Source organism: Xanthomonas sp. 3307 (assembly GCF_014199735.1).
GTDB classification, from domain to species: Bacteria; Pseudomonadota; Gammaproteobacteria; order Xanthomonadales; family Xanthomonadaceae; genus Xanthomonas_A; species Xanthomonas_A rydalmerensis.
In genome coordinates this window covers 175786-191564 of sequence record NZ_JACHOG010000008.1, presented here as the reverse complement: position 1 = coordinate 191564, position 15779 = coordinate 175786, and the positions used below count along the sequence as shown (strand labels likewise).

The following is a 15779-nucleotide window of genomic DNA, read 5'->3' as shown; positions in this document are numbered from 1 at the left end:
CAAGCTCCTGCACCTCGCCTATGGCGTCCTCAAATCGGGCACCGCGTTCGACCCGAAAAGGGGCCTTGCCTGCTAGGGGATAAGACGGTATCTACACGGGCGACGATGAGATGCCCCGCTGCGCGAGGCGCTCTTCAGTGACAACGCCCCGCATGCACCAGGTGCTGCCAGGCATGCCGCACCAGCCAGCGCGCCTCGTCCCATGGCACCGACAGCATCGGCGCGCACTGGTGATAGGCGTCCTGCAGCACGCGGTACAACTGCGCCTCGCTGGCGCGCGGGTAGGCCAGGTACACGTCGTAGCCGATCTTCAGCAACTGCGCGTAGTCGGTGAAACCCTGATGGCCGAGGCGGCCCTCGGCGTGGGCCTGGCGCCAATACGCCATCTCCGCGTCCAGATCGACGGCGTGGCGGTGCTGATGCGCAGGATGGGCAGGCTGGGCAAATGCGGAGGCGGTGTGCATGGACGTCACTCCGATGTCGGCGATCCCCTGTGATGCCGATCCTAGCCGATGAACGAAGGCTGACCGTGAGGGAGGCGTTTGCCGGGCGTGAAGCCGCGCCTTCGTCGGCCTGAGGGCCAGTCGCGGGCTGGGATGGTCCGCACCCTGCATCGCTTGGCCCTTTGATTGCAGGCATCTCCGGCGTCCCCTGAGGCCCGTGTGTCACGGCGGCCGGGCATGCTGCACTGCAGCTTGCGCCGAAATAATGATGATCTATAACTATTATCAGTCCTAAGTGATCTTTCCTCCCCTCCCCCCATGCAGGCCTATCCATGAGCAGCTACCAAGACCGCTGGCAGACCGTCCAGGTCGAGATCGACGCAGGCATCGCCTGGGTCACCCTGAACCGGCCGGACAAGCGCAACGCGATGAGTCCCACCCTCAATCGCGAAATGATCGACGTGCTGGAGACGCTGGAACTGGACAGCAGCGCCGAGGTGCTGGTGCTGACCGGCGCTGGCGAATCCTGGTCGGCCGGCATGGATCTGAAGGAATACTTCCGCGAGACCGACGGCAGGGAAGAGATCGTGCAGGAGCGCATGCGCCGCGACTGCTCGCAGTGGCAGTGGCGCCTGCTGCGCTTCTACAGCAAGCCGACCATCGCCGCGGTCAACGGCTGGTGCTTCGGCGGTGCGTTCTCGCCGCTGGTGGCCTGCGACCTGGCCATCGCCGCCGACGAGGCGGTGTTCGGGCTGTCGGAGATCAACTGGGGCATTCCCCCGGGCAACCTGGTCAGCAAGGCGGTCGCCGACACCATGGGCCACCGCAACGCCATGCTCTACATCATGACCGGGCGTACCTTCACCGGCACCGAGGCGGCGCAGATGGGCCTGGTCAACGCCAGCGTGCCGCGCGCGCAGCTGCGCGCCGAGGTGACCAAGCTGGCGCAGGAACTGCAGCAGAAGAATCCGGTGGTGCTGCGCTTCGCCAAGCACGGCTTCAAGCGCTGCCGCGAGCTGACCTGGGAGCAGAACGAGGACTATCTGTACGCCAAGGTCGACCAGTCCAATCACCGCGATCCCGAGAAGGGCCGGCAACAGGGCCTGAAGCAATTCCTGGACGACAAAACCATCAAGCCCGGTCTGCAGACCTACAAGCGCTGACCCGTCGCGTCGCCTGCGGCCCGCGGGGCCGCGGCGGCGTTGCCGCACGCCGTACCGTCTCTTTCCTCCGGATGGTTCCGATGAATGCCGCTGAGTCCGTTGCCACCGCCGTGCGCTACCGTCCTGTCGGACTGAGCCACGCGGACACCGAGGTCCACCGCGATGCCGACGGCGTGCTGCGCCTGCGCGCGCGCGAACCGCTGGCGCCGCTGCCGAGGCACCTGCTGCAGCGCCTGCAGCATTGGGCGCTGCACACCCCCGATGCGACCTTCGTGGCGCAGCGCGACGAGGATGGTCAATGGCGGCGCCTGAGCTACGCGCAGATGCTCGAGCGCACCCGTCGCATCGCCGCGCATCTGCTGGACATGGGCCTGTCGGCGCATCGGCCGCTGGCGATCCTGTCCGGCAACGATCTGGAGCACCTGCAACTGGCATTCGCGGCGATGTACGCCGGCATCCCGTACTGCCCGGTGTCGCCGGGCTATGCGCTGCTGTCGCGCGATTTCGCCAAGCTTCGGCATGTGGCTGAAGTACTGCGCCCGGGCCTGCTGTTCGCCAGCGACGGCGACGCGTTCGCCGCCGCCATCGCCGCGGTGTTTCCCACGGATGTGCCGGCCGTGTGCGTGCGCGGTGCGGTGCGCGACCGCGCCTGCCTGCGCTTCGAGGACCTGCTGGCGCCGCGTGCGCTGGAGGCCGCCGATGCCGCCTTCGCCGCCTGCGGCCCGGACAGCATCGCCAAGTTCCTGTTCACCTCCGGGTCCACCCTGCTGCCCAAGGCGGTGATCACCACCCAGCGCATGCTGTGCGCGAACCAGCAGATGCTGCTGCAGACCTTCCCGGTGCTCGGCGAGACGCCGGTTCTGGTCGACTGGCTGCCGTGGAATCACACCTTCGGCGGCAGCCACAACATCGGCATCGCCCTGTACAACGGCGGCAGCTTCTACCTCGACGACGGCAAGCCGACCCCGGCGCTGTTCGAGCAGACCCTGCGCAATCTGCGCGAGATCGCGCCCACCGTGTACCTGAGCGTGCCGCGCGGCTGGGAACAACTGGCGCAGGCGCTGGAACAGGACGCGGCGTTGCGCGAGACCTTCCTGTCGCGCATGCGCATGTTCTTCTTCGCCGCGGCGGCGCTGTCGCAGGAAGTCTGGGACCGCCTGGAACGCATCGCCGAGGCGCATTGCGGCGAGCGCATCCGCATGCTCGCCGGCCTGGGCATGACCGAGTGCGCGCCGTCGTGCACCTTCACCCACGGCACCAGCAACACGCCCGGCGACGTCGGCGTGCCGGCGCCGGGCTGCGAGGTCAAGCTGGTGCCGGTCGGCGACAAGCTGGAAGCGCGCTTTCGCGGGCCGCACGTGATGCCCGGCTACTGGAACGCGCCGCAGCAGACCGCCGAGGCCTTCGACGAAGAAGGGTTCTATCGCTCCGGCGATGCGCTCAAGCCGATCGATCCGCAGCACCCCGAGCGCGGCCTGCTGTTCGACGGACGCCTGGCCGAGGATTTCAAGCTGTCCTCCGGCGTGTTCGTCAGCGTCGGCCCGTTGCGCACGCGGGTGTTGATGGAGGGCGCCGCCTACGTGCAGGACGTGGTGGTCACCGGCGCCGACCGCGACGCCATCGGCCTGCTGCTGTTCCCGCGGCTGGATGCGTTGCAGGCGCTGTCGGGGCTGCCCGCGCAGGCCGACGCGGCGCAGGTGCTGCAGGCGCCGCCGGTGCGCGCCTGGCTGCAGCGGCTGCTGGACACGCTCAACCGCAGCGCCACCGGCAGCGCCAGCCATGTCGCGCGCGCGGCGTGGCTGGAGCAGCCGCCGAATCTGGAAGCGGGCGAAATCACCGACAAGGGTTCGATCAACCAGCGCAACGTGCTGCGCGCACGCGCGGCGTTGGTCGAACAGCTCTACGCCGGGACCGCGCCGGGCGCTGTCGCGGCGCCGTCATGACCGGGCCGCCCCGGCGCGGCACCGCATAGGCGGATCGCGCTTCTTCGCACCACTGGCTTCGAGACTTGGGAGGGAATCGATGACTGTGCCTCTTGCGCGCGCGCGGCGTGCGCCCCGTAGCGTGTGCCTGGCAATTCTGTGCAGCGTCGGCTGCGGCCAGGCCAATGCCGAACCCGACGGCCCGCAGGGCAAGCTGCTGGCCGATCAGGAAGACTATTCGGCGTTGGCCGAGCGTCCGCGCCAGGGCTGGGAGAAGTGGAAGTACATCCCGCTCGGCGACGGCTGGCTCAGCCTCGGCGGCGAGAGCCGCACGCTGTACGACTACCGTGAGCACGCCGGCTTCGGTCGCTTCGCCACCGATCCGCACGGCTACGCGCAGCAGCGCCTGCGGCTGTGGGCCGACTACCGGCCCTCGGCGTATGTGCGCCTGTTCGGCGAGCTCGCCGACAGCCGGGTCGCCGGCCTGCAGACGCGGCCGGTGCAGGCCACCGACCGCAACCCGCTGGACCTGGCGCAGGGCTTCGTCGAACTGTCCGACGGACAGCCGCAGCCGGCCTGGCGCCTGCGCGCCGGTCGCCAGCAGATCGCCTATGCCTGGCAGCGCCTGCTCGACCCGCGCGACCCGGCCAATTCGCGCATGCCGTTCGACGCGGTGCGGCTGCTGACCCGACAGCCGCGCTGGAGCGGTGGCCTGCTGTGGGGGCGCCCGGTGCTGACCCGCACCGGCAGTTTCGACGACCGCAGCAACCGCGACCAGCGCCTGTGGGGCGCGCACGCCGAAGTGCCGCTGGCGCCCAGCCAGCCGAAGGCGGCGCTGCTGGAGACGCTGTACCTGGACACCGTGCAGGACGGGCGGCGCTATGGCGGCGTGGTCGGCGAGGAGCATCGGCACACCTTGTCCACGCGCCTGAGCGGCGCCGTGCAGGGCTGGGACTACGACCTGGAGCTGATCGGCCAGCGCGGCCAGTTCGCCGCCCAGCGCGTGCGCGCCTGGCAGGGCACGCTGTTCGGCGGCTACACCTTCGCCGCGACGGCATGGACGCCGCGCCTGGGCTGGCGCATGGAGGCGTCTTCCGGCGACCGCGATCCGCGCGATGGCGAACTCAATACCTTCAACGGCCTGTACGCGCGCGCCTCGGTGTTCGACGGCAGCATGATCAGCAGCAACGTGCGTTCGTTCGGCCCGGAACTGGTGCTGCGCCCCAGCGAACGGCTGTGGATCGACATGTACGTGCTGAAGCTGCAACGGCAGAGCCTGCACGACGGCGTGTACGCGGCCGGCTGGCGGGTGCTGCAGCCGGGCGACGCCAACGCCGAACGCGACATCGGCACGCGCTCGGTGCTGTGGGTGAAGTACCGCTTCAACGCCTTCGCCAGCCTGGACGTGTACGCCCACTACACCCAGGCCGGGCCGTTCCTGCGCGAGGGACCGGTGCGCGGCCGCGACTATTTCTACATCGCCCCCTTCCTGACCCTGCGCTTCTGAGCCGGAGCCTTTCCATGCGCGATCCGCTGCCATCGTCTGCGCCGTACCGCCCGCTGTATGCGTGGTACGTCACCCTCGTGCTGTTGCTGGCCTACACGCTGTCCTTCGTCGACCGGCAGATCCTGGGTCTGCTGGTGCAGCCGATCAAGCGCGACCTGCAGTTGTCCGACTCGGCCTTCAGCCTGGTCCACGGCTTCGCCTTCGCGGTGTTCTACACACTGATCGGGGTGATGCTGGGTCGCGTCGCCGACCGCCGCAACCGCCGCAACCTGATCGTGCTCGGCGTGGTGGTGTGGATCGCGGCGACCGCCGCCGGTGCCTACGTCACCAGCTTCTTCACCCTGTTCCTGGCGCGGGTGTTCGTCGGTGTCGGCGAGTCCTCGCTATCGCCGGCGGCGTACTCGATGCTGGCCGACTACTTCCCGCCGGAAAAGCGTGCGCGGGCGATGAGCGTGTACACCTCCGGCGTCTACATCGGTTCGGCGGCGGCGTTCATCGTCGGCGGCCTGGTGATCGCGGCCACCAGCAAGGAGAGCATGGTGGTGCTGCCGCTGCTGGGCAGCTTCCGGCCCTGGCAGGCGGCCTTCATCCTGGTCGCGCTGCCCGGGCTGGCGGTGATCGCGCTGATGGCCACCGTGCGCGAGCCGGCGCGGCGCGAACAGGCCGCGGCGGTGCCCAGCGTGCGCCCGGACCTGAGCCACCTGCGCGACAACGCGCGGGTGTACGTGGCGCTGTTCCTGGCCAACGGCGTGATCGCGATGATCACCTTCGGCATCACTGCGTGGCTGCCGGCCACCTTCATCCGCCGCTGGCAGTGGACGCCCGGCGAGATCGGCCCGGCCTACGGCATCATCATCCTCACTTTCGGCATCGCCGGCATGCTGTTCAGCGGCTTCCTCGCCGACCGCCTGGCCGCGCGCGGCAACCGCGATGCGGCGCTGAAGATCTCGCTGGTCGGGGCCGTCCTGCTGGTGATCAGCAGCGCGCTGTTCGCGGTCGCGCCGGGACCATGGCCGGCACTGGCGGCGATCGCGCTGACCACGTTCGTGCTGGGCATGCCGGTGGCGCTGGCGCCGGCGATCCTGCAGGCGGTCACCCCGAACCGGCTGCGCGGCCAGGTCACCTCGATCTACCTGCTGCTGGTCAACCTGATCGGGCTGGGCCTGGGTCCTTTCCTGGTGGCGCTGGGCACCGACCACGTGCTCGCCGACGAGCGTCAGGTCGGCCTGTCGCTGGGCGTGGTGTGCATGGGCGCGGCGCTGCTCGGCGCGCTGTGCCTGTGGACGGCGGCCGCGCCGTACCGGGCGCTGCTGCGGCGCGTGGACGCGGCGTTGTGACCATGCGCGGCCATGCCCCTACAATGCAGCTGCGACGGTGTTGCCGGCCGGCGCCGATGGATGCGTGCGCATCCGCCGTGACCTGGTCGCAGGATGCCCCATGCAGGAAGCGCAGTGAGTTCGAAACCGAGTCCCGAGATGTCCAGCAGCGCGTTGCCCGCCGATCCGCATGTGGACAGCGTGGACCAGCGGCGCCTGACCAGCCTGATCGGCTACCGCATCACCCGGACAGAACTGCAGGTGCGGCGCCTGTTCCAGGATTGCGTGCGCGTGTTCGAACTGAAGCCGGTGGAGTATTCGCTGCTGGTGTTGGTGGACGCCAACCCCGGCATCAACCAGCGCCAGTTGGGCGAAGTGCTGAGCGTGTCGCCGCCGAACCTGGCGATCGTGGTCGCGCGCCTGGTCAAGCGCAAACTGCTGCGGCAGGTGCGCGGGCGCCAGGACCGGCGCATGCAGCACCTGCATCTGACCGCCGCTGGCAATGCGCTGCTGGCGCAGGCCGAAGCCGAAGTGGTGCGCATGGAGCAGCAGCTCGGCACCGCGCTCGGTGCGACCTCGGCGCGCGCGCTGCTGCAGGCGCTGGACCGGCTGGACGCGCTCGAGCGTCTGTAGCGGTCCCCGGCGGCGCGGCTGGTTCCCGCCGACCGCCCCGCTTTTTCACTGATTCGCGACCCGTCGCCAGCGTCCCGCTGACGGCGCGCGTCGCCGCGTGGACGCGCCCTGCGCGCGGCGGCGCCCGTTCGCGTTCCTGTCTCTGTCCCCCCGCACCCCGCCGTTCCCCTTTCGCTTGGAGTGCCTGCCCGTGAAGCGTGTTCGCCGCCGTGTCCCCTCGCCGTCGCGTGCCCGCGCGCGCCTGTCCCTGCTCGCCGTGCTGACCATTGCCTGGGTCGCGCCCGCCGCAGCGCAATCGGTGCCGCAGAGCGCCACCTTGCCGACCGGCATCAATACCGGCGGCACCAGCTTCTTCGATGGTTTCAGCAAACCCAATCCGGGCTGGACGGCGATCCAGTACCTGCGCCGCTACGACTTAGACGCGATCAAGGACGCGCACGGCGACGACGTGCCGGTGTTCCGCGATCCGCACATCGGCTCCTCGGTGTGGGTGACCCAGGTGGCCTACCTCAGCGACTACAAGCTGTTCGGTGGTTCCCTCGGCATCACCGCGCTGGCCGCGCTCGTCGATCTGGACACCTCGTTCGCGTACGACAGCCCGGTGGCGCTGCGCGACAACGGCGCCGGCCTGGGCGACCTGACCATCGGCCCCTACCTGCAGATGGCGCCGGTGATCCGCGATGGCCGCCCGGTGTTCTCGCAGCGCTTCGAACTGGATGTGCTGGCGCCGATCGGCAAGTTCGACCGCAACCGCGACGTGAACCAGGGCTCGGGCTACTGGTCGGTGTTGCCGAGCTGGGCCTTCAGCATCCTGCCCACGCCGCGCTGGGAGATCAGCGGACGGCTCAACTACCTCTACAACTTCCGCGCCGACAAGGCCTCCAACGTGCCGCAGGGCGACGGTTTCGTGTTCCGCAACGGCCAGGCCGGCGACGCGGCGTGGCTCAACTTCGCCAGCTCGCTGGAAGTGGTCAAGGACCTGCACCTGGGCATCAACGGCTACTACCTCAAGCAGCTGCGCGACAACCGCACCAACGGCCAGCGCGTCGCCGACAGCAAGCAGACCCAGTTCTATCTCGGCCCGGGCCTGTCGTGGCGGATCGACCAGAAGAACATCTTCAACGCCAACTTCTACATGCCGGTGGAGGTCAAGAACGCGCCTTCCGGCCACAACGTCAACCTGCAATACATCCACGTCTTCTGACGACCAACCCCGCAACGGACACGCGCTGCCATGAACCTGCATAACAAGACCCTCCTCGTCACCGGCGTGGCCTCCGGCATCGGCGCCGAGGTCGCGCGCCTGGCGCGCTTCCACGGTGCCACCGTGATCGGCATCGACCGCCAGCCGGTCAACATGACCCTGCACGGCTTTCACCAGGCCGATCTCGGCGATCCGGCCTCGATCGACGCGCTGGTGGCGCAGCTGCCCGAGCGCATCGACGCGCTGGCCAACATCGCCGGCGTGCCGGGGACCGCACCGGTGGACGTGGTGGCGAAGGTCAACTACCTGGGCCTGCGCCACCTCAGCCAGGCGTTGCTGCCGCGCATCGCGCCCGGCGGCAGCATCATCAACATCGCCTCCATTCTCGGCGCCGAGTGGCCGCAGCGGCTGGACCTGCACAAGCAACTGGCCGCCGCCGACAGCTACGCCGCCGGCAGCGACTGGCTGGCGGCGCATCCGGTGCCGCAGGCGACCTGCTACCAGTACTTCAAGGAAGCGCTGATCGTGTGGACGCTGCTGCGTTCGCGCGACTGGTTCGCCGAGCATTCGGTGCGCGTCAACAGCGTCGCGCCCGGTCCGGTGTTCACGCCGATCCTGGGCGATTTCGTCACCATGCTCGGGCCCGAGCGGGTCCAGGCCGACGCCGGCAAGATGAAGCGCCCGGCCTATGCCGACGAGGTCGCCGAGGCGGTGGTGTTCCTGGCCTCCGATGCGGCGCGCTGGATCAACGGCGTCAACCTGCCGGTGGACGGCGGCCTGGCCGCCACCGCCCTCTGAACCACTTCTTCTTCCTCTTTCCACGAGAGCACACAGCATGCACAGCACCGAACCCCTGGCCGCCGCGTCCACCTGGAGCGAGCGCATCTTCAACGGCGAGTGGGTCGCCGCCCAGGGCGGCGTCCTCGAAGTGATCGAACCGGGTAGCGGCAAGCCGTTGCACCGCGTCGGCCAGGCCAATGCGGCCGACGTGACCGCGGCGGTGGCGCAGGCACGCGAGGCGCAACGCGCCTGGGCGGCCACGCCGCCGCGCGAGCGCGCGGCCGTGTTCCATCGCGCCGCGCAGGTATTGCAGCAGCATGCGGCGGCGGCCGCGGCGCTGATCGCCCGCGAGACCGGCGGCATCCTGCCCAAGGGCGAGCACGAGGTACGCGAGGCCATCGTGCTGCTGCAGCAGGCCGCGGCGATGCCGCTGCAGGCGCAGGGCCAGGTGCTGCCGAGCGCGCCCGGCCGGCTGAGCCTGGCGCGGCGCCTGCCGCTGGGCGTGGTCGGGGTGATCTCGCCGTTCAATTTCCCGCTGGTGCTGTCGCTGCGTTCGGTAGCGCCGGCGCTGGCGGTCGGCAACGCGGTGGTGCTCAAGCCCGATCCGCGCACGCCGTATGCCGGCGGCTTCGTCATTGCCGAAGTGCTGCAGCAGGCGGGCCTGCCGAAGGGCCTGCTGCACGTGCTGCCGGGTGGCGCCGACGCCGGCCAGGCGCTGGTCGAGGCACCGGGGGTGCCGATGATCGCGTTCACCGGTTCCACCGCCGCCGGCCGCCGCATCGGCGAGCTGGCCGGCAAGCACCTGAAGAAAACCGCGCTGGAACTGGGCGGCAAGAATTCGCTGATCGTGCTCGACGATGCCGACCTGGACAAGGCGGTGTCGGCGATCGCGTTCGGCGCGTACTTCCACCAAGGCCAGATCTGCATGGCCACCGGCCGCGTGCTGGTCCAGCGCAGCATCGCCGCGGAGCTGACCCGCCGCCTGGCCGAGAAAGCGCGGCACCTGCCGGTCGGCGACCCGGCCACCGCGCACGTGGCGCTCGGCCCGATCATCGACCAGCGCCAGCTGCAGCACGTCAAGGAGGTGGTCGATGCCTCGGTGGCGGCGGGCGCGGTGATCGAGGCCGGGGGCACCCACGACGGCCTGTTCTACGCGGCCACGGTGCTGTCGAACGTGCAGCCGGGCATGCCGGCGTTCGAGGAGGAAGTGTTCGGCCCGGTCGCCAATGTCATTGCCTTCGACAGCGACGACGAGGCGGTGGCGCTGGCCAACCAGACCGAATACGGCCTGTCGGCCGGCATTCTGTCTGCGTCGGTCGGCCGCGCGATGGCGCTGGGCGAGCGCCTGCATACCGGCCTGCTGCACATCAACGACCAGACCGTGGCCGATGAGGTGACCAACCCGTTCGGCGGCACCGGCGCCTCCGGCAACGGCACCAGCATGGGCGGCCCGGCCGACTGGGGCCAGTACACGCACTGGCAGTGGGTGACGATCCAGGACAGTGCGCCGCAGTATCCGTTCTGAGTGTTGATTCGCCGGGCGTTGCATCGGCGCCCGGTGATGCGGTGGCACGTAGTGAGTGCAGGGAGCGGCGTTTGCTCCGTTGTGTGCAGGTCGAGGCGTACGCGGCCTGCGCGGTCGGTGTGGCACCGGCACTGCAGTGTGGGAGGGACTTCAGTCCCGGCGCCTCGGCGGCGATTCACCATTGCCGCTGCGTTCGTCGCGGCTGAAGCCGCTCCTACACCGGACGACGCTGAAATATCCCTGTAAATCCTTGTAGGAGCGGCTTCAGCCGCGACCGGGCCGTCCCGACGACCCCCACGCGCTCACCCTTGCGCCCGCTGCCGGAACTGGATCGGCGAACACCCCGCATGCCGGCGGAAGCAGCGGCTGAAATACGCCGCATCCGCATAACCCAGGACCTCGGCAAGCTGCTGCACGGTCAAGGTGGTGTAGACCAGGCTGCGCCGTGCTTCGAGCATGATCCGCCGCTGCAGCAGTTCCAGCGCCGAGGCGCCGGCCAGGCGCCGGCACAGCGCATTGAGATGGCTGCGGCTCAACCCGAGCCGGTCGGCATAGCGGGCCAGCGGCCAGTGTTCGCGGTAGTGCGCATCGATCAGTGCGGTGTAGGCGCGCACATGGCGTGCGCCGCGGTCGGCATCGTGCGGATCGGCATGGACATGTGCCAGTGCGCCGCGTGCAGCCCATAGCAAGGCCTGGGTCGCCAGCGCCTGCAGCATCGGCTCGCGGCCGGGGCGGCGTTGCGCGTGTTCGGCGGCGATGGCGGCGAAGCAGGCATCGAGCATCGGTTGCTGGTCGCCCGCGGGCAGGCATAGCGGCCGCGCCAGCGCTTCGTCCAGACTCGGCCACTGCGCCGCCAGGCGCTGCCGTAGCGGTGCCGACACGGTCACGATGTGGCCGCGCACGTTGCGCTGGAAGCGGAAGCCGTGCACGCACAGCGGCGGCAACAGCAGCAGACATGGGCCACGCAGACGCTGCTGCGTTCCGTCCAAGTGCAGGCCGGCGCTGCCGCGCTGCAGATACAGCAGTTGCAGCAGGTCGTCGTGGCGGTGCGGGCGGATATGCCAGTCGTGCATGCGGCTGCGCGCGGCGATGGATTCCCAGTGCAACAGGTCCGGTGTCTCGCGATCGCCGGTCTCGCCGTACAGGCGGAATGCCGGGACCGTGACGGGCGACGCGACAGCGGCGGAAGCAGTGCGGGGCATCGGCGAAAAGTACCGGAATCGGTCGCGATGATCCATGTCCTCGGTGCGCTGCAACCGGAACACTGTGGGTCGGTCCCATCCTCTGGAGGACATATGCGTACCCAGGTCGCCATCGTCGGCGCCGGCCCGGCCGGACTGCTGCTCGGGCAGTTGCTGCACGGCCACGGCATCGACACCGTCATTGTCGAACGGCAGACGCCCGAGCACGTGCTGTCGCGGATCCGCGCCGGTGTGCTGGAGCAGGGCACCGCCGACCTGTTGTGCGCCGCCGGTGCCGGCGCGCGCATGCAGCGCGAAGGCATCGTCCACCATGGCTTCGAACTGGCGCTGGAGCAGCGCCGCGAACGCATCGAACTGAGTGCGGCAACTGGCGGCCGTGCGGTCACCGTCTACGGCCAGACCGAAGTGACCCGCGACCTGATGGACGCACGCCAAGCGGCCGGCGCCACCACACTCTATTCCGTCGAGGATGTGCAGTTACATAACATCGACGGGCGGCAGCCTTGGCTGAGCTTCGTACAGGACGGTGTCACGCAGCGCCTGGACTGCGACTACGTGGTCGGCTGCGACGGCTTCCACGGGGTCAGCCGCCGCGCGATCCCGGCCGAGGTGCTGCGCGTGTACGAGCGGGTCTATCCGTTCGGCTGGCTGGGCGTACTGGCCGACACCCCGCCGGTGGCCGACGAGCTGATCTATGCGCGCAACGCGCGCGGCTTCGCCCTGTGCAGCATGCGTTCGCCCACCCGCACCCGTTACTACGTGCAGGTGCCGGCGGACGAGCGGGTGGAGGACTGGTCGGACGATCGCTTCTGGGACGAACTGCGCAGCCGCCTGCCCGACGACGTGGCGCAGGCGCTGGTGACTGGCCCGTCGTTGGAGAAGAGCATCGCGCCGCTGCGCAGCTATGTCGCCGAACCCATGCAGTACGGCCGCCTGTTCCTGGCCGGCGATGCCGCGCACATCGTGCCGCCGACCGGGGCCAAGGGCCTGAACCTGGCTGCCGGCGACGTCGGCCTGCTCGCGCACCTGTTCGCGCAGGCGCAGCAGGAGCGCAGCGATGCGCCGCTGCAGCGCTATTCGGAACTGGCGCTGCAGCGTGTGTGGAAGGCCGAGCGCTTCTCCTGGTGGATGACCACGATGCTGCATCGCTTCCCGGACGAAGACGCGTTCAGCCGCCGCCTGCACGATGCGGAACTGGACTACCTGCTCGGCAGCGCTGCCGGGCGTGCCACCATCGCCGAGAACTATGCGGGATTGCCGTTGGCGCTTTGAGAGCGGGGATTGGGGAATCGGGATTGGGGATTCGTCGAGCCGCGTCCCAGTCAGTCTGTGCATGTCGATCGTGCCCGTCTTCGCTTTCTTCAAATCCCGAATCCCGAATACCCACTCTCGATAGAAACGTTGTCTATCACCGCGATCGATGACGGCGATGAAAAAAGCGGATCGACGGCGGCGTAGACCGTCAGTGCGTCGCTGCGGCAGGCACCGCATACGAACATTTGGGTGCGTGCTACCGCGTCATTTCTGAGGTCGAGGTAACTGTGGCGATGCTCCCAGACCAGGAAAAAAGCCGCTAAATCCGCGCGTTTTTCGTAATTTCCCGCGTCGCGCAGCCACTGCGCATTGCTACGCTGCAGCCGCGCCGGTGCCGACGTTGCCGCGCATCGCGGCCGCGCAGCGTCATTGCGCATTCCCCTGTTCCCCCATCGGAGAGTCTTCCATGAAGATCCGCTTTCAGGCCTGTCTGCTGGCGCTGCTGCTTGCGCTCCCGGTCGCGTCCGCGTTCGCGCAGACCGCGGTCACCGCCAATCCCAACCACGAACAGTTGCTGCATGGCGAAGACTGGCGCACCACCGCCAACAAGCGCCTGGTCTACGACTTCTGGCGCATCGTGTTCGAAGCCGGGCACACCGAATATGCGCCGCTGTACATGGCCAAGGACTACATCCAGCACAATCCGACCGTGGCCAACGGCCGCGATGCGTTCCTGGCGTTCCTGACGGCGTTCGTCAAGCCGACGCCGATCCAGCCGCGGGTGCAGTTGCCGCTGGTGGCGATCCTGGCCGAAGGCGACTACGTGACCCTGGTGTCGGTGCGCACGCTGCCCGATCCCAAGGACGCCAGCAAGACCTACACCACCACCTGGTTCGACATGTTCCGCATCCAGAACGGCAAGATCCAGGAGCACTGGGACGCTGCAACGAAGTGACGCCGCACGGATGAGGTTGAAAACCCGCAGGCGCCGCCCACTGCGGTGGACGGCGCCTGCGGGACGTGCGGATGACGCCGCGCGTGCGGGTCAGAACGCGTCGGCGCGGTAGCCGGTATCGATGCTTAGGCTGCCGCCCAGCGCGCGCGAGACGCAGGCGCACAGCTTGCGGTTGCTGTGGCGTTGCTCGTCGCTGAGGAACACGTCGCGATGGTCCAGCGGCGCGGCGGCCTCCAGCACCTCGACCACGCACAGGCCGCATTCGCCGCGGCGGCAGTCGGCCATGACTTCCACGCCGGCCGCGCTCAGCGCATCCAGCAGCGATTCGTTCTCGGCGACCTGCACGGTCTTGCCCAGCGCCGGCACCTGCACCACGAACGGTTGCGCCGGCGCATTGCCGCTGTTGCCGAAGGTCTCGAAATGCAGACGCGCGCGGGCACGGCCGTCGTCGCGCCAGCGTTGCCGCAGTTCGTCCAGCAGCGGCAGCGGGCCGCAGGCGTAGACGTCGGCGTTGCGTGGCCACTGCGCGATCTGCGCGGCCAGCTCGAGCTGACCCAGATGCTCAGGACAGAACAGCTGCAGGCGCTCGCCGAGCAGGTCCTGCAGGTGCTCCAGGTAGGCCATGCTGGCGCGGCTGCGGCCGGCGTAGAGCAGCTGGAACGGGATGCGCCCGCGCGCCAGCCGTTGCGCCATGCCCAGGATCGGAGTGATGCCGATGCCGCCGGCGACCAGCACGATGTGCTCGGCGGTCTCGTCCAGCGCGAAGTGGTTGTTGGGCGAGGAAATGTCCAGTTGGTCGCCAGGCGCCAGCGTCCACATCGCGCGTGAGCCGCCGCGGCTGTCGGGCACGGCACGCACCGCGATGCGGTAGTGGCCGTCGGCGGCAGGTTCGCCGACCAGCGAGTAGGAGCGTTCGTGCCAGGCCTCGCCGATGCGCACGCGCACGTCGAGGTGACTGCCGACGCTGAACGAGCGGCTGGCGCGGCCCGGATCGAGCACGATCTCGCGCACGTCCTGGCACGGCGTGGCGACGGCGACGACGCGGGCGGTGGTCCACTGGGTGTCTTTGCGCATGGCGGGGTCCGGCAGGCGTAGAAAGTGAGGCGGATAGGAGGTGCGCCGCGATCAGGCGGACGGGCGGCGCCGTAGCAGGCGGCTGCCTGGGATCTGTCCCAGCGCGTTCTGGTCGTGCAGGGCGTGGTGGGCGTTGCGTTGTGCCAGCCGCGCGTGTTCGCGCATCAACGCTTCGGCGCGCGCGCCCTCGCGGCGCACGATCGCGTCCAGCACCTGGCGATGCTGGTCCTGCGCGATCGACAGCACGGTGGCGGCCTGGCCGCGCTCGAGCACGAAGCTGCTGGGCGAGGCGAACGGCAGCTGCGCGACCCGCGCGAACTCGCGCGAGAGCAGCGCACTGCCGGCCATCTCGAACAGCAGCGCGTGCAACTGCGCGTTGCAGCCGACATAGCGCGCGAAGTCATCCTCGCTCAGCGGTCGCGTCGTCAGGACGGCGTCGATCTGGGCCAGCAGCGCCTGTGCCCGCGCCAGCAAAGCCGGCTCGGCACCGCGCTCGGCGGCACGGCGCGCGGCCAGACCTTCCAGGGTGCCGCGCAGTTCGATGGCGTCGTCCACGTCCGCCTCGTCGAACGCCTGCACCGCATAGCCGCCGCCACGCAGCGGCTGCACCAGGCCTTCTTCGGCCAGCCGCTGCAGGGCGGCGCGCACCGGCGTACGCGATGCGCCGAGGCGTTCCACCAGCGCGACCTCGGACAGGCGCTCGCCGGCGGCAAGCGCGCCGGCCAGGATCAGCTCGCGCAGTTCCAGCAGGGCGCGGGTGGTCTGTGCAGCGCTGGAGCGGAACGGATGTGCGGCCGGCAT

15 protein-coding genes are annotated in these 15779 nt (G+C 69.4%); 10 read left to right on the top strand and 5 right to left on the bottom strand.

The features are described from left to right. Window positions 1-134 precede the first annotated feature (134 nt). Window positions 135-464 carry a hypothetical protein gene (locus GGR64_RS17795; RefSeq protein WP_184647471.1) on the bottom strand — a complete coding sequence of 110 codons (330 nt, stop codon included), beginning with the start codon at window positions 462-464 and terminating at the stop codon, window positions 135-137. A 311-nt stretch (window positions 465-775) separates the two neighbouring features. Between GGR64_RS17795 and GGR64_RS17790 the strand changes: the two genes are divergently transcribed. The 8 genes from GGR64_RS17790 (at window position 776) to GGR64_RS17755 (ending at window position 10493) form a co-directional block, all read left to right on the top strand. Next, on the top strand, window positions 776-1606 hold the full coding sequence (locus tag GGR64_RS17790) for a p-hydroxycinnamoyl CoA hydratase/lyase (RefSeq protein WP_184647469.1): 831 nt from the start codon (window positions 776-778) through the stop codon (window positions 1604-1606). An 80-nt stretch (window positions 1607-1686) separates the two neighbouring features. Then, entirely contained in the window at window positions 1687-3549 is a 1863-nt protein-coding gene (locus GGR64_RS17785; protein ID WP_184647467.1) for a feruloyl-CoA synthase, read from the top strand. Window positions 3550-3628: 79 nt separating this feature from the next. After that, window positions 3629-5035: an alginate export family protein gene (locus GGR64_RS17780; RefSeq protein ID WP_221236272.1), complete on the top strand. Its 1407-nt coding sequence runs from the start codon at window positions 3629-3631 to the stop codon at window positions 5033-5035. A gap of 14 nt (window positions 5036-5049) precedes the next feature. Next, window positions 5050-6372, top strand: a complete 1323-nt coding sequence (locus GGR64_RS17775) for an MFS transporter (RefSeq protein ID WP_184647465.1) — start codon at window positions 5050-5052, stop codon at window positions 6370-6372. A 138-nt stretch (window positions 6373-6510) separates the two neighbouring features. Beyond that, window positions 6511-6984 (top strand): MarR family transcriptional regulator, encoded by a 474-nt coding sequence (locus GGR64_RS17770; protein ID WP_184647503.1) that lies wholly within the window; start codon window positions 6511-6513, stop codon window positions 6982-6984. Between the two features lie 241 nt (window positions 6985-7225). Beyond that, window positions 7226-8188 (top strand): transporter, encoded by a 963-nt coding sequence (locus GGR64_RS17765; protein WP_184647501.1) that lies wholly within the window; start codon window positions 7226-7228, stop codon window positions 8186-8188. A 30-nt stretch (window positions 8189-8218) separates the two neighbouring features. Beyond that, window positions 8219-8986, top strand: a complete 768-nt coding sequence (locus tag GGR64_RS17760) for a coniferyl-alcohol dehydrogenase (RefSeq protein WP_184647463.1) — start codon at window positions 8219-8221, stop codon at window positions 8984-8986. A 37-nt stretch (window positions 8987-9023) separates the two neighbouring features. Then, window positions 9024-10493 carry a benzaldehyde dehydrogenase gene (locus GGR64_RS17755; RefSeq protein WP_184647461.1) on the top strand — a complete coding sequence of 490 codons (1470 nt, stop codon included), beginning with the start codon at window positions 9024-9026 and terminating at the stop codon, window positions 10491-10493. 302 nt (window positions 10494-10795) lie between these two features. Here GGR64_RS17755 and GGR64_RS17750 read toward each other — a convergent pair whose 3' ends face one another. Beyond that, window positions 10796-11695 carry a helix-turn-helix domain-containing protein gene (locus GGR64_RS17750; protein WP_184647459.1) on the bottom strand — a complete coding sequence of 300 codons (900 nt, stop codon included), beginning with the start codon at window positions 11693-11695 and terminating at the stop codon, window positions 10796-10798. A gap of 93 nt (window positions 11696-11788) precedes the next feature. Between GGR64_RS17750 and pobA the strand changes: the two genes are divergently transcribed. Then, entirely contained in the window at window positions 11789-12967 is a 1179-nt protein-coding gene (pobA, locus tag GGR64_RS17745) for a 4-hydroxybenzoate 3-monooxygenase (protein WP_184647457.1), read from the top strand. Window positions 12968-13056: 89 nt separating this feature from the next. Here pobA and GGR64_RS17740 read toward each other — a convergent pair whose 3' ends face one another. Then, window positions 13057-13386 carry a hypothetical protein gene (locus GGR64_RS17740; RefSeq protein WP_184647455.1) on the bottom strand — a complete coding sequence of 110 codons (330 nt, stop codon included), beginning with the start codon at window positions 13384-13386 and terminating at the stop codon, window positions 13057-13059. Window positions 13387-13415: 29 nt separating this feature from the next. Here GGR64_RS17740 and GGR64_RS17735 point away from each other — a divergent pair, with 29 nt between their 5' ends. Continuing rightward, the gene (locus tag GGR64_RS17735) at window positions 13416-13904 is read left to right on the top strand and encodes a nuclear transport factor 2 family protein (RefSeq protein ID WP_184647452.1); all 489 of its coding nucleotides are present in this window, start codon (window positions 13416-13418) and stop codon (window positions 13902-13904) included. 90 nt (window positions 13905-13994) lie between these two features. Here GGR64_RS17735 and GGR64_RS17730 read toward each other — a convergent pair whose 3' ends face one another. Both GGR64_RS17730 and GGR64_RS17725 read right to left on the bottom strand, forming a co-directional pair. Further along, complete coding sequence (locus tag GGR64_RS17730; RefSeq protein ID WP_184647450.1) at window positions 13995-14978, bottom strand: PDR/VanB family oxidoreductase; 984 nt, start codon at window positions 14976-14978, stop codon at window positions 13995-13997. Window positions 14979-15029: 51 nt separating this feature from the next. After that, the gene (locus GGR64_RS17725) at window positions 15030-15779 is read right to left on the bottom strand and encodes a GntR family transcriptional regulator (protein WP_184647448.1); all 750 of its coding nucleotides are present in this window, start codon (window positions 15777-15779) and stop codon (window positions 15030-15032) included.